This window comes from Nonomuraea sp. NPDC004354, assembly GCF_053602555.1.
The window spans coordinates 201,745-223,110 of record NZ_JBSGDV010000015.1 but is presented as its reverse complement, the minus strand read 5'-3'; the positions used below and the strand labels follow the sequence as shown (position 1 = coordinate 223,110).

The window sequence follows — 21,366 nt, the reverse complement described above, 5'->3', positions numbered from 1 at the left end:
CTCAGGCCCCGTTCAGTGGTCGAGGGAGTGGCCGATGAGCAGGCACATGGGAGAGGTGGTGTTGATCGTCTCCGCCAGGCTGAGGCCGGATCGCTCGAACAGCTCGGCCATCTCCGCCTTGGTGCGTTCGCGGCCGCCGCGCAGCACCAGCATCTGCAGGTCCAGGAAGGCCGCGCGCTTGTCGCCCGTCATGAGCTGCTCGACCACGACGATCCGGCCCCCGGGGCGCAGGGCGGCGCGGCAGGCCCGAAGGATCCTGGCGGCCGAGTCGTCGTCCCAGTCGTGCAGCACCCGGTTGAGCACGATGGTGTCGGCCTGCTCCGGCAGCGACTCGAGGTAGTCGCAGTCCACCACGTCCAGCCGGTCGCCGAGCCCGGCCTCCCGCGCCTTCTCGCGGACCTTGGCGGTGACCGCGGGCCGGTCGAGCAGGACCCCGGTCAGCGACGGGTCGCCGGCGAGGATGTCGACCAGCAGGGTGCCGTGGCCGCCGCTGACGTCGGCGATCCGGCCGGCGTCGGAGAAGTCGTAGGCGTTCAGGATCGTCCGGTTGAGGAAGCGGGACAGACCGGTCATCGCCTGGTCGAAGAGGACCCCGTCCTCGGGCGACATGGTGTCGAGGAAGGCCGGCAGGCTCGTGCCGACTACCTGGTCGAGAGCCGGCTTGCCGTGCCGTACCGAGTATTCGAGCTGCGACCACGCCTGCCACTGCCAGTTCGAGCCGAACAGGCGGGCGACGGCTCCGACGGAGTGCGGGTGGCCGTCGGCCAGCACGGCCGACAGCGGTGTCTGCTGGATCTTGTCCTCGCCGGTGCGGGCGAAGAAGCCGACCGTGCTGAGCGCCGAGATCAGCCGGCCCAGCGCCGCGGGGTCGCAGCCGCACTCGGTGGCGAGCTCGGCGAGCGTGCGCGGCCCGTCACCGAGCTGCTCGGCGATCCGCAGCTGCGCCGCGACCTGCAGGGCACGCGCGATCCACATCCCGTTCAGGAGCTCGAGTACGGCGAGCGGGGCGAAGTGCCCCTGCTGCTCCGCCTCCTCGGGCTCCTCCTCGACCGTCTTAGCCCGCGGCGGGATGTTCTGGTTTCCGGAGAAGACGTTGGCCGGGTCGTAGCGCCGCTTGAGCTCTACCAGCCGCTCGTACTTCTCTGGCCCGAAGGCGGCCTTGATCCGGTCCCCGCCCTCCTTGCCGATGAAGTTGAGGTAGGCGCCGCCGGTGCTGTACGGCTGGATCGCCCGGTGGAACTCGCGGGTCCAGGAGATCTGCCGCTCGGAGTCGGCCGGGTCCTCCCACATGGACAGGATGTGGATGTTGAAGGGCGCGTCGCGCTGGCCGAAGGCCATGGCGTCGTTGTCGACGCGGGCCAGCGCGCCGCCCAGCGGCATGAGGATCGTCTGCGTGAAACGGGAGGGCACGCTCTGTGTGAAGCGCACGATGTGGTCGATCGCCTCATCGGGCAGTTCAGCGAGGAACTCGGCCTTCCAGTAGTTCTGCATGCCGTCGTGGGTGCCGGGCTCCAGCAGCCCTTGCAGGTCGGTGTAGGCGATGGGCGCGACCATGTCACGCACGGGCGGGCCGAACTCGCGCAGCGGCCTGAGCACCTCCTCGCCCTCCTCGATGGGGCCGAAGTAGGACAGGACCGCGCCCACGACGGGCTTGCCGCGCGCGAACTCGGGGACGAACGGCTCGTCCGGCGCGGAGATGAAGGCGAGCCCGGCGCCGACCTCGTCCGGCGCCGTCGCCATGAAGTCGCGGAAATGCCGGATGAGGTCGGCGATCTGGAACGGCGGGTACATGACGAGCCCGCCGAGAACCTGCGGTCCGACCGGGTGGAGCTGGAACTCGAACTCGGTGACCACGCCGAAGTTGCCGCCGCCGCCGCGCACGCCCCAGAACAGCTCCTGGTTCTCCGTCTCCGAGGCTCTGAGCACCTTGCCGCCGGCGGTGACGATCTCCACGGAAGCGAGGGAGTCGCAGCTGAGGCCGAGCTTGCGCTCCAGCCAGCCGCTCCCGCTGCCGAGGGTCAGCCCGGCCACTCCCGTGCCGCGGACCCGCCCGCCGGTGACGGCCAGTCCGTACTTCTGCGCGGCGGCGTCGAACTCACCCCAGTTCGCGCCGCCCCCGACCCGGGCGCGCCGGCGGTCGGGGTCGATGGTGACGGAGTTCATGGGCCGCAGGTCGAGGCAGACCGAACCGTCGAGGACGGCGTCGCCCGTCACGCCGTGACCCCCGGCCCGCACAGACAGCGGCAGGCCCTGCCGCCTGGCGTGGGCGATTCCTTCGGCCACGTCGGCCGATGAAGCGCAGCGGATGATCAGGTCAGGTCGGCTGTCGATCATGCCGTTGAACACCTTGCGGTATTCGTCATAGTGCGGATCACCGGGCCTGACCACGCTGCCCTGAATGCGATGGTCGAGGGTCGACTCGTCAGAAGGCATGATTCTCCCTGGGACGGAGGGGGCTAGTGGAGAACGCGTATGCCATTCAGACGCGGGTGGGCATCGCCTGATACAGGAAAATATTCGGTATCTACGGCGGGGCTGCCCCGTCTGTAGGGCATGCCTTACACGCCGAGCGTCAGCAACAACGGTTATGAGCCTGAGCGGCGCCTGGAGCCTGAAGACCCGGCATACGCGGGCCAGGCCGCCTACACCCCATTCTTTCTGAAATACGTCTACGATCCGCTCGTCATCCGTTTCCAGAACAGGTTCACCTGGCGCTGTCCCAGCAAAGCCCTGCTCGCGCTTTATCGCGGGAACGCGTCGAGCGACCATCTCGACGTCGGCCCCGGGACGGGGTGGTACCTCAACAAATGCAGGTTCCCGGCCGCGGAGCCGAGAATAGCCCTGCTGGACGTCAACTCCGACGTTCTCCGCCGCGCCGCCGAGCGAATCGCCCGGCACCAGCCGCAATGCATCCGGGCCGATCTGCTGAAACCCCTCTCGCTGCGGAAAAGGCAGTTCGACTCGGTCGCCCTCGTCCATGTCCTGCACTGCCTGCCGGGCAACATCCAGGACAAGGCGCAGGTCTTCGACCAGCTCGCGCCGCTGCTCAGGCCGGGCGGCAGGCTGTTCGGCTCGACCATTCTCAGCCTCGGCGTGCCCCAGACCAGGCTGTCGCGTTCGCAGTTGGGCTACATGAACAAAATGGGCATCTTCGCCAACGAGCAGGACTCCCTGGAGGATCTCGAAAACGCGCTGGCGAAGCGGTTCACCCATGTCACGCTACACACCCGTGGCAGCGTCGCGCTGTTCTCGGTCACTGTCTAAGGAGGAATGCCGGATGACCGTTCGCATGATGCTCTTCTCGACCGTGGACGCGGAGCGGGAGCGCGAATTCGAGGCCGCGTTCAGCAAAGTCAGGGAACGCGTCGCCACCATGCCGGGGCACATCAGGGACGAGCTCCTCCGGCTGGAGGACACGGCCGGATCCTATGTCCTGGTCAGCGAATGGGAAAAACGCGAGCAATTCACCGCATGGCTGGAGTCGCCCGCCCACGACAGCATGACGGCGGAGATGCGGCCGTTCTTCCTCCGGCCCAGCGAGATGCGGTTCTATTCGCTCCGAGTCCCCTCCCCGCGAGGCTGATCCCATGCGCTTGATCGACCTGAGCATGACCATTACCCAGCACCCTGACGACCCGGGCGTCCGGGATATCGACCGGTGGACTCACGACAGCGGTCCGGAACGGCTGGGCAATGCCGCGAAATCGCTGATCCAGCAGATCGCCGAACGCGAGGGAATTTCTCCCGTGCCTTTCCTGGAAAGGGAGCATTTTCCCGACGGCGTGTTCATGAGCAACGAGATCGTCACCCTCAGCGTGCACGGTGGTACCCATGTGGACGCTCCATATCACTACGGGCCGGCGTCGGCGGGCCGGCCGGCCAAGACGATCGAGGAGGTGCCGCTCGAGTGGTGCTGCGGCCCTGGGGTGCGGCTGTCGTTCCGCGACAAGAGGGCACTCGAGGTCATCACCGCCGACGACGTCCGGCGCGAGCTGGACCGGATCGGCCACCGGCTCAGGCCGCTCGAGGTGGCCCTCATCGAGACGGGCTGGAGCGAGCGCTGGCCGGATCCCGAGTACTACTCCGCGCACCCGGCGATGTCCCCCGAGGCGATCGAGGTCATCGTCGACCACGGCGTGAAGCTGATCGGGGTCGACACCGCCGGTTTCGACCTGCCGACCGCCCACATGATCGAGCAGTTCGTGAAGACGGGCGACTCCCGGCACCTGTGGCCCTGCCACATGTTCGGGCGCGAGCGCGAGTATCTGCAGATCGAACGCATGGCCGGCCTGGGCCGGCTCCCCGGGCCCACGGGCTTCACGGTGTTCTGCGCCCCGGTCCGGGTCCAGGGCGCCGGCGCCGGCTGGGCGCGGCCCGTCGCATTGATCGACCAGTGAACCGGCGCGAGGAGTCAGTCACCATGCTCGACCGAGAAGGCACCCTGGCCGACTACGTCAACGTGCGCGACGGTGTGCAGCTGTTCTGCCGCCATGCCGGTCCGCGTACGGCGGCGCGACTGCCCGTGATCATGCTGCACGGCAACCGCGACAACCACTCGCACTACGCCGACCTACAGGAGCTGCTCAGCCCGGACCATCACACCGTCGCCGTGGACTTCCGCGGCCACGGCCTGTCCTCGACGCTGGACGTCCCGCCGAGCGCGACGCTGTTCGCCGACGACATCGAGCAGCTGATCCTGCACTACGGCTGGGAGAAGGTGGTCCTGGCCGGGCACTCGCTCGGCTCGGCGGTGGCCATCACCCTGGCCGGCCGGCGGCCCGACCTGGTCGGCGGGCTCGTCCTCATGGGGTCGGCGGCTTCCTTCAGCCTGCCCTTCCGTCGGCCGGAGCAGGTGCCGACCAAGGAGACCTGGGCCGAGTACGTGTGCGAGGCCAACACCCGCGCCGTTCCCTTCTTCTTCCACGACAAGCATCCGGACGTCGCCAGGCGGGTCAGCGCCGCCTGGTCCGCCATCACCTTCGAGGTGCACCAGAACCTCGTCAGGATGCGCCATCCGGATCTGGAGGAGACGATCCGCGGGCTCACCGTCCCGGCCCTGGTCATCGCCGGCGAGCATGACAGATGCACCACCGTCGAGCAGGCCCAGTGGATCCAGCGGCACCACCGCGACGCACGGCTGCGCGTGATCCAGGAGACCGCGCACTTCATGTACATGGAACGCCCGGGGGCGGTGGCGGAGGAGATCCGCGCCTTACTGCTCGGCCTGACGTGACATCCTCCCGCAAAAACGGGTGATGGGGCGGCCGCGGCCGCCCCATCACCCGCTCAGGCCGATTCCCTCCGCCGCTCCGGCGAATCCCCGGCCATGCCCATCGACTCCCGCAACCGGGCGATGACACGCAGCCGGGTGGGCCCGATGCTGCCCACAGGCATTCCCATCCGCTTCCCGATCTCCACGTAGGACAGGGGCGGATCGGCGACGAGCAGGTTCAGCAACTGGCGGTGCCGGCTGCTCAGACCCTTGAGTGCGCGGGCCAGCGCACGCTTGCGTTCGTGGGCGGCGGCCTCTTCGATCCAGTCGTAGCTGACCGTGTGTGCCGCGTCGAAGAAGCTGGGCCAGTCGTCGAACAGCACCAGGGGCCGCGACCGCCGGATGACGTTCACGCACTCGTTCCTCGACGTGGTGGCGATCCAGCCGGCCAGCGACCGCGTGTTGCGGATGCTCTTGATGTGCTGGAGGAGCTTCAGCCAGACGACCTGGTTCACATCCTCGGCGTCCTGACTCTGGAGCCCGTGTCTGCGCGCTATCAGCTGGACCAGCGGGAGGAAACGGCACAGAAGGCTGTTCCACGCCCACTGGTTGCCGTCCCTGGCCAGCTTGACCAGCTCTTCCAGACGGCGGTCGTTGCGGAAATCCTCCTTGCCTTCACCGGCGTACTGCGCTTTCCCCGGTAAGGAACATGGCGCAGCCGCCGAAATCCGTTTTCTGCGGTTCAAAGCAACCCCTCGATCTCCCCGTGACGACACCTGGCCCCACTAATCGGCCAAATCCCCATGTGTCGCCTGTTGTAAAATCTGCCACTCGGCTACCAGTCTCATGCCGGAAAGCGCGAAATGTCAATCGTTGTGTGAATGAATTCAGCCAAACGCCTCGCCCGGCGATACGTGCTCTCATCTGCGAATACTCCGCAAAGAAAGGATGAAACCGGGCAGCACAATAACCCGTCCGATCTGCGAATGAGCAGATTCAGCGGGTCATGTAGAAATTCATACGTGTTCGCGGAATTCCGCGAAATCAGGCCGAGACCCGTTCATTCCATTCGATGTGGTGATGGTGCATCCAGCCAAGGGAGGCTCCGCCATCGCCGGCGTAATATTTGAGCATCACCGGCATGATCATGTCGCGGATCATTCGCGTGACCGGCCCCACCGATTTGAAGGTTGACCATTTGGCGCCCGTGGCGACCACCCGCTCCACCCGCTCACGGCGAAGCGCCTCGTAGGCGCGGAACGCCTGCCGGACATCGGGCAGGTCACGCAGGCAGCGGCCGAGCTCGACCGAGTCCTCGATGGCCATCGACGCCCCCTGCCCGGCCGCCGGCGACGTCGCGTGCGCCGCGTCGCCGACGATGATCATGCGATCGCGGTGCCAGCGCGACACCGTGGGGATGTCGTGGAACGGCCACGCCGCGAGCTCGTGATCGGTGGCCTCGACGATCTTCCGGGCCGGTCCTGGATCCACGCCAAGCAGGTCGGCGAGCACCGCCCGCCAATGGGCGTCGCCAAGCTGTCGCAGCTCGTTCTGGCTCGGCTCGTTCGGGTACGGCGGGTTGGCGAACCACCACACCTCACCGCCCGGGGCTACGGTGTAACCGAAGAAACAACGCCGGCCGAAGACCATCTGATACTCCCCTGGCGGCACGTCGACCACCCCGGCCCTGGCATAACCGCTGATGTAGAGGTTGGGGATGTACCTGGCCGGCGGCGCGGCGGGATCGATCAGCGCACGCACCCTGGACTTGATGCCGTCCGCCCCGACGAGCAGATCGGCCTCACGCCTGGCGCCGTCCTCGAAGACAGCCGTTATGCCGCCGTCCTCGCCACTCATACCGACCAGCCGCCGGCCGTACTCAAATCCGATCCCGCGCCGCAACGCCTCGTCCCTCAGCGCCCCGCACAGGTCGGCTCGCCGGATCGTGCGCCCGACCGTCCCGTCGGCCAGCGGGAGGCCGGTGCCCGCCACGCCCAGGGAACGCCCGGTCCCGCTGCGGAAACGCATCTGCGGGGTGTCGAATCCCAGCCCGTCAAGGCACTTGTCCGCGTCGATCGCGCGTAAGGCGTCAATGCCGTTGACGTGCAGGATCACAAACGCGCCCACCCCTTCCGAGCCGCTGGGATGCGACTCGTAGACGACCGGTTCGAACCCCGCCAACTGCAGGGCCATCGCCACGGTCGGGCCCGCCACGCCTGCTCCGATAACTGCGACAGTCTTCATGATCCGTCTCCTCTGGTGAGGGATCGTGGAGTGGTCGTTCGGTCGCACAGGTCCAAGGGACTGCAGTCGCCGCCGACGCTGATCGCATCGCGACGGCGATCGAAGGGATACGTATCAGACGTGTCGGGGGCGTTCCAGATACGCATGGTTCGCCGATTCCCTCCATCCGGCGCCGGTTTTCCGGCCGCGCGATGTTGTGGACCTCAGACTCTTGCCTCCTACGACTACTCTCGCGAGACTAGTCGCGTGTCGTCAATACGCATCTTCATCCTCAGCGCGTTGTCGGAACGCGGCCCCATGCACGGGCACCACCTACGCCTCCTGTCCGAGGAGGAGCACCTCGACCTGTGGACCGACATCACCACCGGCGGGCTCTACGGTGCGATCAAGCGCCTCGCCGCCGAAGGACTGATCGAGGAGATGCTCAAGGAGACGGTGGGCTCCTACCCGACGCGCAAGATCTGGCGGATCACCGAGGCAGGTGCCCAGGCCCTGTCATCGCTCAAGATCAGCGGGCTGCGTGAAATCGTTCTCCGGCCCGACCCGTTCGACCTCGCCCTCACCCGGCTCGACCCGGACCGGCTCGATGGCCTGGAGTCCATCATCGCGGCCCGCCTCACCTCGCTGGAGGCGATGCTCACCGACTACGAGGCGCACATGCATACAGTCGCCCGCTACCTGTCCATGGCGGAGTCCCTCGCCATGCGGCACCACGTCGTGCGGCTGCGAGCCGAGATCGCCTGGCACCAGGAGCTCGTGGCGCAGCTGCCTCAGCTGATCCTCGACGAGAAAGCCCGGAGGAACTCGCATGACCCAGCAACATGAAACCCCGGTGACCACCCGTTCCACCTGGCTGGCGCTGGCAGTCCTGCTGGCGGGCGCCTTCATGGCGTTATTGGACAGCACCATCGTCAACGTCGCCATTCCGACGATCTACACCAGCCTCAACGCGTCGGAGGCCACGCTGTCCTGGGTACTGTCCGGCTACATGCTCGCGTACGGCCTGGCGCTGATTCCCGCGGGCCGCCTCGGCGACCGGTACGGCCACAAGCCGGTCTTCATCGCCGGGCTGGTCCTGTTCACGCTCACCAGCGTGGCCTGCGCGCTCGCCCAGAACGACCTGCAGCTCAACCTCGCGCGCGCCGCCCAGGGACTCTCGGCCGGCATCTTCTACACCTCCATCACCGCCTTCATCCACCTGATGTTCCCCGGCAGCCTCCGCGGCAAGGCCCTGGCGATCATGGGAGCGGTCATCGGCGTCTCCAGCGCCATGGGCCCGCTCGCGGGAGGCCTGATCATCGAGGCCTTCGGCGCGGAGAACGGCTGGCGCTACATCTTCGGCGTCAACCTCCCGATCGGCGTCATCGCCGTCCTCGCCGCATTCTGGCTGCTCCCCTCCGCCGGCAGGACCGAGGAGGACGACCGCGCCGACTGGGCCGGCCTCGTCATCCTCACCGTCGCGCTGGTCGTCCTGCTCGTCCCGCTCGTCGAGGGCCACAGCCAGGGCTGGCCGCTGTGGTCCTACCTCGTCTCGTTGCTCAGCGTGCCGATGCTCGGCGTGTTCGCCCTCTGGGAGCGCCGGGTGGCCAGGCGCGGCGGTAACCCCCTGGTCCCGCCGCACCTGTTCACCAGCCCCGCCTTCACCGGCGGCGTCGTGCTGGCCCTGGTCTATTTCGCCGCGTTCACCAGCATCTTCTTCACCATCTCGCTGCTGTGGCAGGCGGGGCTGGACGCGTCGGCCCTGGAGTCGGGCCTGCTGCTGATGACGTTCGCGATCGGCACCATCATCGGGGCCGCACAGAGTGACCAACTCGCCGCTCGCTTCGGCCGTACCGTGCTCATCATCGGCCTGGCCCTCGTGACAGCGAGCATGACCGCCATCCTGATCATCCTGGCTGTGGTCCCGCCCGGCAGCCTGCGGGGCTGGACGCTCGTCGCGCCGCTGGTCGTCGGCGGCATCGGCAGCGGGCTGTTCATCCCGCCCAACATGGACTTCATCGTCGCGACCGTCTCGCGGCGCGACGCCGGCGCCGCCAGCGGGGTCATCGGGACCATGCAGCGGGTCGGCAGCGCCATCGGCATCGCCGTGACCGGGCGGGTCCTGTTCGACACCCTGGACTTCACCACCGGTGGTTCCCTCGACGTGGTCTTCACCCGGAGCGCCACGTACGCCATGGGCGCCAGTGTCATGTTCGCGCTCGTCGCCATGGCACTCGTCTTCGCCCTGCCCAAGCACAGCGACGACGCCCCCGACTCCGCCAAGGGAAAGGAGCCCCTCCATGCTGCGTAACCGTATCTTCGCCTGGCATCTGGAGCTGAAGAACGTGCACCAGCGCCTGGAGAAGGCGCTGGAGGAGGCCAGAAAGGCCATCCGCGAGGGCAATCGTGCCTCCGCGCTCAAGCCTGAACTGCGTGAGTTCTGCTACACGTTCTGCTCGGCGATGGGCAGCCATCATCGCAGCGAGGACGCCGAGTTCTTCCCTGCCCTGCTCGAGCAGATGCCTGAGCTGGAGCCCATCATCACCCAGCTCACCCGCGAGCACGAGGTCCTCTCACAGCTCCTGGCCGATTTCCAGCGGGCCCTGGACTCCTCCGAGTCGTCGCCGCAGGAGCTCTTCCGGCAGATAAACGAGATCAAGGGTGCTATGAAGGCGCACTTCGGCTTCGAGGAGGGGTCGCTGAAACGTGCGCTGCGCGTCCTCGATGCTCCGGAGAGCGACAAGCAGCGGATGTTCGGTGACGCCTAGTCTAGTACTACAGCCAGGCTTTGTGATCTATAGCTGGATCTTGTTGTGCCGGAGCCAGCGTTTCCAGTAGTGGCTGCTGCGAGCGCCGGCTTGGTGGGCGCGGCGGTGGTGTGACCACGCCAGGGCGCGTTGAAGAATCTGGCTGATTGGATCGGTGACGGCGCTGGTCAGATGTGCCAGGAGACGGCGGATCTCGGCTGGGCTGAGGGGGACCAGGCCGCTCGGGCTTTTGGGGCGTTGGCGGCGGTGACAGCGAGGTAGGCGTGGGCGAGCATGGCCAAGGTGATGTGGCGGTGCCAGCCGTCGTAGCGGCGGACCTGGTACTGGTCCAGGCCGACTTCGTTCTTGGCGCTCTGGAAGCACTCCTCGATGGCCCAGCGGGTGCCGGCGACGCGAACGAGTTGGTCCAGCGCGGTGCCCGCGGGTCCGAAGCACAGGTAGAAGGCCAGTTCCAGCTCGCCGTGGTCGTTGGGAGTGAGGCTGCGGCGAACCAGCAGCCACCGCTGGAAGCCGCCGGACCCGCCAAGGTGATCGTCGGCGTGGGGCGGCAGGGTCGCCATCGCCCAGTCGTACAACCTTGGCCCCTTGGCCCCATCACCCGCCGACAGACGTTTCCACGCCTGCTCAGGCGCATCCGCGGTCACCGCGTCAGCTCGTGAGCCGGTGTTGCCGTAGCCGATGCCGGTGCCGACCGACTGGTTCTTGGGTACGGCGACCACATACCCGACCTTGCGTTTCTCCAGGTAGAGACGGAACTTGTGATCCTGGCCGTAGGCCTCGTCCGCAGTCACCCACGAGGCGGGCACCCCACCTTCCAGCGCCCGGCCCAGCATGGCTGTGGCCAGCGCCGGCTTGGTGGCGAACGGCACGCTGTCAGGGATACCGGCCTGAGCGCATCGCTCCCGATCCCCGGTCCAGGACTTCGGCAGGTACAACTCGGCATCCAGCAACGCCCGCCCACGCGGTGTCGCGTACGCGAGAAACACCCCGAGCTGGCAGTTCTCCACCCGGCCGGCCGTCCCTGAATACTGCCGCTGCACCCCGGCCGACCGGGTGCCTTTCTTGACGAACCCGGTCTCGTCCACGATCAGCACCCCGGCCGGATCCCCAAGCTGCTCGACCACGTAACCGCGCAGGTCAACACGGACATCCCGGGGATCCCACCGCACATTGTTCAGCAGTCGCTGCATCCGATGAGGCTGGGCATCGCCTGCGGCCTCGGCCAGTTGCCAGCCGTTCTTACGCTCTACCGGCGCCAGCAGCCCGACCAGATACGCCCGCGCCTGACGACGCGGCTCTACCCGGCCGAAGCGGCTGGCGACCCGCGCGAACAGTTCATCCAGCCCGGCCGCCCACGACTGGAGATCCTCAGACGTCACCACATCCGACACGAACGCGACTATAGATCACAAAACATGACTGTAGTACTAGTGCTACAGCCAGGCTTTGTGATCTATAGTCTGGCGGCATGTCGGACGAGTTAACCGCTGACGACCTCCGCGCGTGGTCGTCCGGGCTGGACGCGCTGTTCGGGCGGATGGCAGGCCGGTTCGGGCGGGTGGAGCCCCGAAAGCAGGCGCGGGCGTATGTGACGGGGCTGCTTGCTCCGGTCGAGCGTAAGAACGGCTGGCAGCTCGCGGAGGCGGCCCCGAGTGCCGCCGCGCACGCCTCGGCAGCGTACCCTTGCCCCCAGGCCTTCGACAGGAACAGGTAACCGAGATCGGCCTTCCCCACAGCAGCCGGGCGACGGTGCCCGGCTGCTCTCCTGAGCAGGATCTGGCCGATCATCGCCCCGTCGAGCTCGACGACGAAACTCCCGGGCCATCGCTCGGGCACCTCGGGCATCTCACGCTCAAGCTCGTCACGCGGGCGGGGACCGCCGAGGTAGGTGTGCACCTCTGGCGAGGCGAGCAGCTCGATGAATGTCGCACGGTCCCACGCCTCCGGCTCACGGAGCACGAGCCGCTCGGTCCTGATCAGCTCAGGCGGCCAAGCCACATGTCCTAGATCTGACATGCGCGCAGGCTGACAACCCTGGAGGACGACGTTCAACGTGGGCATGAACGCGCGCCTGATACTCAATGCCGCATCGACGCAGTGGGTTCGTCGAAGACCATGGTGTGCCCGAGTGGCCAGCCGGGGTCGCCGGTGCGGGCGAAGCGCACCCAGGCGGCGTGCATCGCGTCGGCCACGGCCTGCGGCGCGCCTGGCCCTGCGGTGCGTTCGACGCCGGGCGCGTCGAGCACGTCGAAGACGAAGGGCAGGTCGAGGTTGTGCACCGCGCCCACCCGTCCTCCGCCGACCGGGCTCTCGACGGGCGACTCCCACCGGAACTCGTAGGCGTAGGCGGGCCTGGCCTCCCGGATCCAGCGCGTCTCGCGGGTGAACAGGTGCTGGGTGAAGGCGCGTCCGACGCGCTCGGCGGGTGTGAGGCCGGGTTCGTCGATCTGGACGCCGAGGTGGTCGAGCGCGGCCTGCGCGGCGGCCTCGTCGAGGTCGGCGGCGAGGCGGCGGACGAACACGTCGGCCTCCTGGGAGGTGCAGCCGACCAGCAGTGGAAGGTGCCCGCTCGCGCCCGCGCGCAGGGCGGCCAGCGGGACGGCCGGGATCAGGTCGCCGTCGACGACCGGCTTGACCGGCACCGACTCGTTCAGCCCGCCGGAGTCGCCGGTCAGCGGCGGCGGCTGTTCGGCGACGAGCGCCTCGGGGGACAGCCCGGCGAAGGAGGATCTGGTCGGGTCGATCCGCAGCCGGGCGGCGAGCGTCCTGGCGTAGTCGCGCGCCTCCTGCTCGGTGGCGACCAGGTTGGCCGAGCCGCTCATCACGATCGCGCGCCGGAACAGCCCTTCGGCGCGGGGCATCGTCAGCAGGGTGGCGACGGCGGCGGCGCCCGCCGACTGCCCGGCGATCGTCACGTTGCCGGGGTCGCCGCCGAAGGCCGCGATGTTGTCGCGTACCCATTCCAGCGCGGCCAGCCAGTCGAGGACACCCCGGTTGAGCGGGGCGTCCTCCAGGGCCAGGAAGCCCTCGAAGCCGAGCCGGTAGTTGATGGCCACGCAGACCACGCCGTCGCGGGCGAAGCGGGGGCCCTGGTGCCAGGCCGCCCCGTTGCCGCCGATGGAGAACCCGCCGCCGTGGATCCAGACCAGGACGGGCAGCCCGGCCCGGCCGGTCTCAGGGGTGCGCACGTCGAGGTTGAGGCAGTCCTCGCCCACCTCGAAGACGTCGGGCGCGTACAGGCCGATGTCCTCGCCGACGGCCTGCGGGGCGGCAGGGCCCCGCGTGACGGCGGGCCGTACGCCGTCCCACGCGGGTGGCGGGACGGGCGCGCCGAAGCGGTGCTCGCCGAAGGGCGGGGCGGCGTACGGCACGCCGAGGAAGGCGAGCACGCCCTCCTCGGCCCTGCCCTCGACCAGCCCGCAAGTGGTTCGCACGATCATGCGCGGCGCCATCCGGCCGTCCCTTCGACGATTCTGATCGCCGCCCGGGTGAGCGGCTCGAGGCTGGCCTCGTGCACCTTGTCGAGGGTGTCGGCCGAGTCGAACAGGTACATGGGAGCCGACAGGAAGTGCACGAGCGGCACCCCTTCGGGGTGGAAGAAGGCCCCGTCGGTGGGCGGCATCGGGGAGAACACGTCCGGCGGCAGCACGAACGAGCGTCTCAGGTCCTCCGCGACGAGGGCCGCCGCCACCAGGCTCTCCAGCTCCGGCTTCCTGGTGGTGAACCACCAGCCGGGTTCGGGGTCGCCGGTGGGCACCAGTTCGCCGTCCACGACCACGCACCGCCGGGCGGCGTGCTCCAGGTGGAGCTGGAGTACCACGTCGCCCAGCAGCCCGCGGTTCTCCTCGATGAAGGCCCGGGTGCCCGCGGCGTGCGCCATGTGACCTGCGGTCAGCAGGAAGATCAGGTTGTGCGGCCGGTCCCGTTCGGGCACGCCCGCCCAGTACTGGGCGGCGGCCAGCACCAGCGCGATCCCCGAGGCGTCCTCGACGGCCGAGGCCCATGGCGCGTCGTGGTGCGAGCCGATGATCACCCACTGGCCGGAGCGGCCGGGGAGCGTGCCGATCACGTTGTGCGAGACGGCCGGGCCCGTCTCCGACTCGACGGTGAGCGTGCCCGTGCAGGGTCCCTCGTCGACCAGGGCGAGCACCCGCCGCGAGTCGCCGCCCGACAGCCAGACGGCCGGCAGGTCGCGGTGCACGGCGTCGTAAGGCACGTAGTAGTCGCGTGTCTCCCACGGCACCCCGGTCAGCGCCCCCGCGAAGGCGGCGGCGCCGCCGTCCATGACGCCCTGGATGACGTCGAGGTAGTCGAGCTGGAACGGCAGCGTCTGGACCAGCTCGTCGAAGACGCCCTCGGGGTCGTGCACGGCCGTCGCCTGGTCCCTGAGGTAGGACTGCGGCAGCTCGGTGAAGGTGTACTCGGGCACAACGATCGCGCCCGGCACGACCTCGCGGCTGACCGGCGCGCTCACGGTCGCCTTCGGCGTGGTGTACGGCAGGGCGGACGCCGCCACCCGCACGACTCTCGACGGGTCAGCGTCCAGGCGCACCACCAGGTCCGCCGTCACCGGCCGCCAGACGGGCAGCTCGACCGGCGCCAGCCGTACGTCGCCGAGCCCGAACCCGGTGAAGAGCTCGGCGGCCCACGCGGCGGTCCAGTCGTCGGCCGGGTAGCCGGGACGCCTGATGCCCCGCGAGGTGACCGTCTCGATCCACTCCATCATCCGTGCGGTGTCCGGGATCATCGTTTCAGCCCTCCGAAGGTGAGCCCGGCCACGTAGTAACGCTGCAGCGCCACCATCAGGATGAACGGGGGCACGGCGGTGACCAGTGCCGCGGTGGTGGTCAGGTGATAGTTGAAGCCGGCCTCGCTCTGGAAGTTGGCCAGCCCCACCGGCAGCGGCCACAGCTCCTGCTCGTTGGCCACGATCAGCGGCCACAGCAGGTTGTCCCACTGCGCCAGGAAATGCACGAGGAACAGGGTGATGAGCGCGGGCTTGAGCAGCGGCACGGCGACGCGCGCGAAGATGCGGAACTCCCCCGCGCCGTCGACCCGCGCGGCCAGCAGCAGCTCCTTCGGGATGCCGAGGGCGAACTGCCGCACCAGGAAGACGCCGAACGCGCTGATCATGCCGGGCACCATCATGCCCTGGAAGGTGTTGACCCAGCCAAGCTCCTTCACGATGAGGAAGACGGGGATGACCAGGACCATCGGGGTGAGCGCCAGCGTGCCGACCACCAGCGCGAACAGGACGCGGCGGCCGGGGAAGGACAGCTGGGCCATCGCGTATCCCGCGGCGGCCGAGAAGATGACGTCCAGGACGCCGGTGCCGACGCACAGGATGAGGCTGTTGCGCAGGTAGGTGGGCAGGTTGCCCTCGCCGAACAGCAGCCTGATGTTCTCGGGCAGGTGGAAGCCGTTGAAGACCAGCCCGCGCAGGTCGGTGTCGTCGGGCGCCGAGGCGACGACGAGCATGGCGTAGACCGGCAGCAGCATGAACCCGACCGCGGCGATCAGCCAGACGGTGCGCAGGATGGTTCCCGCTCTCATTCGTCGCCTCCCTTCAGGAACCCGAACTGCAGCGCCGAGACGATCATCATGGCGACGAGCAGCACCATGCCCATGGCGGCGGCGTAGCCCATGTGCTCGTAGGGGAAGGCGTTGGCCCAGATGTAGTACGGCAGCACCTGGGTGGCGTCGGCGGGCCCGCCGCCGGTGAGCAGGAAGGCGGGCACGAACGCCTGCATCGATCCGGCCACCGAGATGACCAGGACGAACAGCAGGGTCCTGCGCAGCAGCGGGAGCGTGATCCGGGTGAACGTGGTCACCGCCCCTGAGCCGTCGATGGCGGCGGCCTCGTACACCTCGCCGGGCAGCGCCTGCAGCCCGGCGGTCAGGATGATCACGAACAGCCCCATGCTCTTCCAGACGACCATCACGACCAGGGCCCAGATGGCCAGGCCGGAGCCGGTCAGCCAGGACTGCGGATCGATCCCGACCAGGCCGAGGAGGGTGTTGGCCAGGCCGCGGTCGGAGTAGATGATCACCCAGACCATGGACGTGGCGGCGAGCGGCATCACGGCCGGAATCATGACGAGCGCTCTGAGCCGGCGGTTGAGCCGTCCCGGCTTGCTCAGCGGCACGGCCACCAGCAGGGCCAGCACGATCGTCGGGACCACCGTGCAGACCGTGTAGACGACGGTGATCCACGCCGAGTTGAGGAAGCCGGGGTCGGCGAACATGCGCTCGTAGTTGGCGAGGCCGATCCAGTTGGGCGTCCCTGCCATCTCGTAGTCGGTGAAGCTGAGATAGATGGCGGCCAGGAACGGGACGAGCCAGAACACGACGAAGAAGACGGCCACCGGGAGGGTCAGCGCCACGCCCGCCGTGGCCTGGGGCCGGGCGCTGACCCTGCCGAGCACGCTCACAGGACCAGCCGCACGGTGGAGTCGAAGGTCGCCGCGGCCTGGGCGGGGGTCGACTTGCCGTGGGCGACGGAGTCGACGGCGCCGGCCGCGGCCTTCGCCAGTTCGAGGGTGCCGGGGATGATCGGGCCGAAGTCCACATGCGGGAGGCCGTCGGCGACGATCTTCATGATCTCGGACCTGCCGCGCGGCCCGGCGTCGCGCCAGCCCTTGGCCGGGATGATGATGCCGTTGTCGAGGTTGGCGGCCACCGACGGGGCGCCCTGCAGGTAGTTGATGAGGTGCCAGGCGGTGAACTGGTTGGGCGAGTCCTTGGCCACGCCCCAGCCCCAGGTGTAGGCGGGAACAACGGGCGGGCCGCCGGCCCAGGTGGGCATGGGCGCGACGCCGTACTGCTTGCCGAAGGTGAGCTTGTCCTTGCCCAGCTTCTCCAGCGCGGGGCCGAGGAAGGCGCCGCTGACGACCATGGCGGCCTCGCCGGAGTAGAACAGGCCGAGCGCGCCCAGCGGGTTGGAGAGCTTGGGGTTGCCGATCCCCGACATGTACGTCAGGGCGTTGAGGCCCTGCTCGGTGGACAGCGACGCCTTCGTGCCGCCCGCCGTGACGAGCTCGCCGCCCTTGCCCCTGACGAGGGCGGTCAGCGTCATGAGGGCCCACTGGGGGTCGCCGTAGAGCCACTGCAGGCCGACTCGCCTGCGGTCCTCGGAGGTGAGCTTGGCGCTGTACTCGGCGACCTCCTCCCAGGTCGCCGGGGGCCTGCCGGGGTCGAGTCCGGCCTCCTCGAACCGGTCCTTGCGGTAGTAGAGCATGCAGGGGTTGAAGTCGATGGGCACGCCGTAGGGCACGTCCTGGTAGGTGAGCGGGGTGGTCGTGCCCGGCTCGTAGTTCTGTAGCGAGAGCGCCCTGGTGTCGACGGGCGCGAGCCGCTTCTTCCTGGCGTGCGCGGGGAAGCTCCAGTGGCCGATCTTGAAGACGTCGGGCGGGGCGCCGCCGCTGAAGGCGGTCAGCAGTTTGGCGTCGAGCTGGCCCACGGGCAGGTGGAGCAGCTTCACGTCGACCTTGAACTCGGCGATGTAGCGGTGCACGAGCTCCTGGAACTGCCGGCCGGTGTCCTGCGAGCCGTGCAGCCAGACGGTGACCTCGCCGTGCGGCCTGCCGTCCGCGGCCTGCTGCCGAGGCTGGTCCTTGCCGCATCCGGCGAGCAGGGTGAGCGCGCCGGCGGCGAGTAGCCCACGCCGCGTCGGATCCGCCATGGTGGTTCTCCTAGGTGAGGTTCTTGAGGGCCTGGTTCTGCCAGGCGGTGTTGGTGGGGAGCTCGGCGGTGCCGCCGGCGAACGCCCCGCGGGCCTGGGTGTCGGCCTGGAGGCGGTACCTCAGCCAGGCGGTCACGTAGCCGAGGAAGGCGCCGCCGGTGTTCTGGATGTCGTTGTGCCCTGCGCCCTTGAGCAGCGCCCTGCCCGCTCCGGCGGTGGCCTGGTCGTAGTAGCCCTGCACGGTCGCGGCCGAGGAGATCAGCCAGTCGTTCGCGCCGCTGAGGAAGAGCACCGGGCAGGTCAGGTCGGCGACGGAGAACTCATCTCCTGGGCCGGCCATCCACTGCGCGGGCACGGCGATCGGCACGACGGTCTTGATCAGCCCTGCGGAGTCGTTGGCCGCGTTGATGGATCCCCCCGCGCCCTGGGAGTGGCCGGCGGCGGCGACCTGGGCGGTGTTCAGCTTGCCGTGGAAGACGCTGGCGGGGTCGGTGTCGAGGCTGATGAGGTGCTGGGCGGCGGCGAGGATCTCGGCGCCGGTGCCCGTGGTCGTGTCGGTGGAGGCGACCACCGCGAAGCCCCACGAGGCGAGGTGGTTGAGCAGTCCCGGATAGTCGTCGGGGGTGGCCCACGAGCCGTTGCCCCATGTGACGATCGGGTGCGTGACGCCGCCCGAGCCCAGGGTGGAGGGGTAGTAGAGCCGGTGGCCGCCCGAGGTGCCGGTGGCGACCGGCCACGGACCCGCTGCCTTGTAGATCGTCTCGATGGTGGAGGCGGCGTTGGCCTCGGTGGTCCACGACAGGAATCCGGCCGGCATGAGGCCGAGTGCCCCTGCCCGTAACGCCTGCCGGCGGGTGAAGTTCTCCATGGTCACCTCGTAGGCTATTTGGAGACGTGAACGTCTCCTAAGAGAGGGAAGTACGATCGGGGAGCGATGTCAAGACACGAACAGAAGGAAGTTCCGGCGGGCCGGCCACTCCCCAGGGGGCGGCACGGACTGTCCCCCGACACGGTGCGCGACTCCCAGCGAAACCGCCTCGTGGAGGCCATGCTGAGGCTCGTCGCGAGGCGTGGATACGCCGCCACGAGCGTGCCGGACGTGATCGCCGCCGCGCGGGTCTCGCGCAACGCCTTCTACGCCCAGTTCGCCGACAAGGAGGCGTGCTTCCTCGCCGGATGCGAGCGCGACCTGCCCGATATGATCGACTCGATCTACACGGCCGCGTCGGGGGCGGGCGACCGCTGGCGCGAGGCGCTCCGGCTGGGGATGACCGCCTACCTGCGGTGGTGGCAGGAACGCCCGGAGTACGCGCAGGCGTACTTCGTGGAGTTGCCGAGGGCGGGTGAGCGGGCCGTCGAGCAGCGTGACGCCGCCTACCGGCCCTTCCTCGACATGCTCGGGGCGCTGGCCGCGCGGGCCAGGCTGGAGGATCCCTCGCTGCCGCCGCTGCGTGCCGCGGTGCCCCGCCTGATCGTCTACGGGACCACCGAGTTCATCGCCTCGGAGGTACGTGAGGGCCGTGTCGCCACTCTGACGTCGTCGGCCGGCGACCTCTACCACTACACGCTCACCCTGCTCGCCGGCCCCGATCACGGCATCGCGACCACTCCTTCCGCCTGAACCAGCCAGCCTTCGGGGAAGCACTCCTCCGCCGCCATGTGGGCCACGGCGGCCAGCAGGCCACCGTTGCCCGGCAGGTAGAGGGGCAGCAGTCCGGGCCACTGGTGGTTGTGGCCGCTGGCCAGGTAGGTGTTCTTCGGGGCGTCCATCAGCAGCGCGTCCACGGCGGTGTCAGGCTCGCCGAGCCTGGCCGCGCACATGGCGAGCATCGGGAAGTCCCAGCCCCAGGCGCTCTCCAGATCCCAGTCGGCGAGCACGTCGTGCAGGGTGGCCCGCATGGTCTCGGGGTCGATCAGCGGGGTGGGCGGCACGAACCCGAGCGCGCCGGTCATCGAGGGGTGGTCGGTCCTGATCGTGTACGGCTCCACGCCGATGGCCGCGTAGACGCCGTCGCGCACCAGTGGCCGGGCCAGGCCGTGCAGGACCCGCGCCCACTCCGGGTCGGGGGCGAGGCCGAGCAGGCCCCGCCACCGCTGGGCCGTCTCCAGCCCCCACCACCAGTAGGCCAGCTCGAACGCGGGATCGCGCACCAACCGCCTGGACTCGTAGTAGGACTCCTGCGCCGGGACCAGCGGCGGCCCCAGATGCCCGCCGCCCGCGAAGGAGGCCATGAACTCGGCCGTCTCGAACACCAGGTCCCGGTAGTCCTCCAGCGCCCCAGGGCGGATCCGGCGGAGCAGCTCGGCGAAGTAGATCAGGTGCGGCTGCTGCCAGATGATGAAGGCGCCGATCTCGCTCGGGCTCTCCCTGCCCTCCGGCCCCACCTGCTTGGGCCAGCGGGCGCCGCGGAAACCCTGCCGTCCGGCCGTGGCCCTGGCCCGCGGCAGGATCGAGCGGTACCACGGCAGGCTCCGCTCCAGCAGCTCGGGCCTGCCCCACAGGGCGAAGTGGGCGGCGTGCCACCAGTGCATCTCCAGGTGGAACTTGCCGCTCCAGGAGTTGACGGCCAGCCCGGTCTCCTGCGGCGGGGTGGAGCCCGCGCAGTTGACCGCGGTGAGGTACTGCGAGAGCACGACCCGGCGTTCGAGCTCGGGCGCTCGCGGGTCGGTGCTGCCGTCGAAGCTCACCGCTCCTCCGCTCGTCCAGAACCTCTCCCAGTGGTCGGCGGCAGCCGTACGGACCTGGGAGAAGGACGGGAGCGCGGCGCCGACGGGGTGGCGCGCGAACTCGACGACGAGCTCGAGCTCGTCGCCCTGGATCAGGTACACGTGACCGCCGGGCGACGTGAGCCGCGCCGACCCCGCCCACTCGGCGGCCACGTGGTACCGGTCCGCGTCCAGGACGCGGGTGAAGTCGCAGCGCGAGCCGTACGGCGTGTGCGTGAGCGCGTGCGTGGTGGTGTGCCTCTCGGGTTGGTCCCAGTCGGCGGTGGTGTGCCAGCCATCGCTGGCGTAGGGGAAGGCGATCCTGATCCCCGCGCCGCCCACGACGCGGACGGCCAGCAGGTCCCGCTCGGGGTGACAGACCGTCTCCACCTCGTACGGCAGGCCGCCCAGCTCGAAGGAGCTGGACAGCGTGCCGGTCCACAGGTCGAGGGTCTGCGCCGACCGGCCGAGCGGGGCGGCCTCGTCGACGTCGAGGCCGATCCGGCCGAGATGCAGGCGGTGCGGGTTCACGTGCAGCCAGCCTCCCGCCTCGGTGGCCGGATACAGGTCCGGATAGCCGACGCCGTCGTAGTCGGTGAGCGCGTCCTCCAGCACGTGGCCCTCGGGGTTGGGCATCGTGTGCCAGCCCCACTGCGCCTGCGTGCCCAGCGGCGCGAAGGTCTGCAGCCCGGTGGCGTCGGCGGTGAAGGCGAACTCGCCGTTGCCGACGGTGAGCGGACACCCGGCGTCGGCGACGGTGTGCCGGCGCACGAGCC

19 protein-coding genes and 2 pseudogenes are annotated in these 21,366 nt (G+C 69.1%); 9 read left to right on the top strand and 12 right to left on the bottom strand.

The window, feature by feature from the left end; translation table 11 throughout:
- Positions 1-12: 12 nt before the first annotated feature.
- On the bottom strand, positions 13-2,433 hold the full coding sequence (locus tag ACWENQ_RS33315) for a methyltransferase (RefSeq protein WP_452417784.1): 2,421 nt from the start codon (positions 2,431-2,433) through the stop codon (positions 13-15).
- A 120-nt stretch (positions 2,434-2,553) separates the two neighbouring features.
- Between ACWENQ_RS33315 and ACWENQ_RS33310 the strand changes: the two genes are divergently transcribed.
- Genes ACWENQ_RS33310 through ACWENQ_RS33295 form a run of 4 tightly spaced genes read left to right on the top strand, consistent with a single transcriptional unit; the run spans position 2,554 to position 5,233 of the window.
- Positions 2,554-3,264 (top strand): class I SAM-dependent methyltransferase, encoded by a 711-nt coding sequence (locus tag ACWENQ_RS33310; protein ID WP_449930172.1) that lies wholly within the window; start codon positions 2,554-2,556, stop codon positions 3,262-3,264.
- A 13-nt stretch (positions 3,265-3,277) separates the two neighbouring features.
- The gene (locus ACWENQ_RS33305; RefSeq protein ID WP_449930174.1) at positions 3,278-3,583 is read left to right on the top strand and encodes an antibiotic biosynthesis monooxygenase family protein; all 306 of its coding nucleotides are present in this window, start codon (positions 3,278-3,280) and stop codon (positions 3,581-3,583) included.
- 4 nt (positions 3,584-3,587) lie between these two features.
- The gene (locus tag ACWENQ_RS33300; RefSeq protein WP_452417783.1) at positions 3,588-4,397 is read left to right on the top strand and encodes a cyclase family protein; all 810 of its coding nucleotides are present in this window, start codon (positions 3,588-3,590) and stop codon (positions 4,395-4,397) included.
- Positions 4,398-4,420: 23 nt separating this feature from the next.
- Positions 4,421-5,233, top strand: a complete 813-nt coding sequence (locus ACWENQ_RS33295; protein ID WP_452417781.1) for an alpha/beta fold hydrolase — start codon at positions 4,421-4,423, stop codon at positions 5,231-5,233.
- Positions 5,234-5,286: 53 nt separating this feature from the next.
- Here ACWENQ_RS33295 and ACWENQ_RS33290 read toward each other — a convergent pair whose 3' ends face one another.
- On the bottom strand, positions 5,287-5,958 hold the full coding sequence (locus ACWENQ_RS33290; protein ID WP_452417780.1) for an RNA polymerase sigma factor: 672 nt from the start codon (positions 5,956-5,958) through the stop codon (positions 5,287-5,289).
- A gap of 298 nt (positions 5,959-6,256) precedes the next feature.
- On the bottom strand, positions 6,257-7,456 hold the full coding sequence (locus ACWENQ_RS33285; RefSeq protein WP_449930182.1) for an FAD-dependent oxidoreductase: 1,200 nt from the start codon (positions 7,454-7,456) through the stop codon (positions 6,257-6,259).
- A gap of 246 nt (positions 7,457-7,702) precedes the next feature.
- Here ACWENQ_RS33285 and ACWENQ_RS33280 point away from each other — a divergent pair, with 246 nt between their 5' ends.
- The 3 genes from ACWENQ_RS33280 to ACWENQ_RS33270 are packed head-to-tail and all read left to right on the top strand — an operon-like array spanning position 7,703 to position 10,203.
- Complete coding sequence (locus ACWENQ_RS33280) at positions 7,703-8,281, top strand: PadR family transcriptional regulator (RefSeq protein ID WP_449930184.1); 579 nt, start codon at positions 7,703-7,705, stop codon at positions 8,279-8,281.
- A complete protein-coding gene (locus tag ACWENQ_RS33275) occupies positions 8,265-9,746 on the top strand; it encodes an MFS transporter (RefSeq protein ID WP_452417778.1) in 1,482 nt (493 codons plus the stop codon). The genes ACWENQ_RS33280 and ACWENQ_RS33275 overlap by 17 nt, the downstream gene beginning before the upstream one ends.
- Positions 9,736-10,203, top strand: coding sequence for a hemerythrin domain-containing protein (locus ACWENQ_RS33270; RefSeq protein WP_449930188.1), 468 nt, complete (start codon positions 9,736-9,738; stop codon positions 10,201-10,203). The genes ACWENQ_RS33275 and ACWENQ_RS33270 overlap by 11 nt, the downstream gene beginning before the upstream one ends.
- A gap of 167 nt (positions 10,204-10,370) precedes the next feature.
- On the opposite strand, the gene ACWENQ_RS33265 is transcribed toward ACWENQ_RS33270, so the two are convergent.
- Positions 10,371-11,582, bottom strand: a complete 1,212-nt coding sequence (locus tag ACWENQ_RS33265; RefSeq protein WP_452417806.1) for an IS701 family transposase — start codon at positions 11,580-11,582, stop codon at positions 10,371-10,373.
- A gap of 158 nt (positions 11,583-11,740) precedes the next feature.
- Between ACWENQ_RS33265 and ACWENQ_RS33260 the strand changes: the two are divergent.
- A pseudogene (locus tag ACWENQ_RS33260) lies at positions 11,741-11,863 on the top strand (IS701 family transposase); the annotation flags it as partial.
- A gap of 38 nt (positions 11,864-11,901) precedes the next feature.
- Here ACWENQ_RS33260 and ACWENQ_RS33255 read toward each other — a convergent pair.
- The 7 genes and pseudogenes from ACWENQ_RS33255 to ACWENQ_RS33225 form a co-directional block, all read right to left on the bottom strand.
- Positions 11,902-12,219: pseudogene (locus ACWENQ_RS33255) on the bottom strand (GNAT family N-acetyltransferase); the annotation flags it as partial.
- Positions 12,220-12,281: 62 nt separating this feature from the next.
- Positions 12,282-13,643: a carboxylesterase/lipase family protein gene (locus tag ACWENQ_RS33250; RefSeq protein WP_452417777.1), complete on the bottom strand. Its 1,362-nt coding sequence runs from the start codon at positions 13,641-13,643 to the stop codon at positions 12,282-12,284.
- Entirely contained in the window at positions 13,640-14,950 is a 1,311-nt protein-coding gene (locus tag ACWENQ_RS33245; protein ID WP_449930194.1) for a M28 family metallopeptidase, read from the bottom strand. Before ACWENQ_RS33245 ends, ACWENQ_RS33250 begins: the two co-directional genes overlap by 4 nt.
- Positions 14,947-15,756: a carbohydrate ABC transporter permease gene (locus ACWENQ_RS33240; RefSeq protein WP_452417775.1), complete on the bottom strand. Its 810-nt coding sequence runs from the start codon at positions 15,754-15,756 to the stop codon at positions 14,947-14,949. The genes ACWENQ_RS33245 and ACWENQ_RS33240 overlap by 4 nt, the downstream gene beginning before the upstream one ends.
- The gene (locus ACWENQ_RS33235) at positions 15,753-16,634 is read right to left on the bottom strand and encodes a carbohydrate ABC transporter permease (RefSeq protein WP_452417773.1); all 882 of its coding nucleotides are present in this window, start codon (positions 16,632-16,634) and stop codon (positions 15,753-15,755) included. Before ACWENQ_RS33235 ends, ACWENQ_RS33240 begins: the two co-directional genes overlap by 4 nt.
- On the bottom strand, positions 16,631-17,884 hold the full coding sequence (locus tag ACWENQ_RS33230; protein ID WP_452417771.1) for an ABC transporter substrate-binding protein: 1,254 nt from the start codon (positions 17,882-17,884) through the stop codon (positions 16,631-16,633). Before ACWENQ_RS33230 ends, ACWENQ_RS33235 begins: the two co-directional genes overlap by 4 nt.
- Before the next feature lie 10 nt (positions 17,885-17,894).
- Positions 17,895-18,752 (bottom strand): poly(ethylene terephthalate) hydrolase family protein, encoded by an 858-nt coding sequence (locus ACWENQ_RS33225; protein ID WP_449930202.1) that lies wholly within the window; start codon positions 18,750-18,752, stop codon positions 17,895-17,897.
- A gap of 180 nt (positions 18,753-18,932) precedes the next feature.
- On the opposite strand from ACWENQ_RS33225, the gene ACWENQ_RS33220 reads away from it, so the two are divergent.
- Positions 18,933-19,505, top strand: a complete 573-nt coding sequence (locus tag ACWENQ_RS33220; protein ID WP_452417770.1) for a TetR/AcrR family transcriptional regulator — start codon at positions 18,933-18,935, stop codon at positions 19,503-19,505.
- Here the strand turns inward: ACWENQ_RS33220 and ACWENQ_RS33215 are convergent.
- Complete coding sequence (locus ACWENQ_RS33215; RefSeq protein WP_452417769.1) at positions 19,475-21,361, bottom strand: hypothetical protein; 1,887 nt, start codon at positions 21,359-21,361, stop codon at positions 19,475-19,477. The genes ACWENQ_RS33220 and ACWENQ_RS33215 overlap by 31 nt on opposite strands.
- Positions 21,362-21,366: the final 5 nt, after the last annotated feature.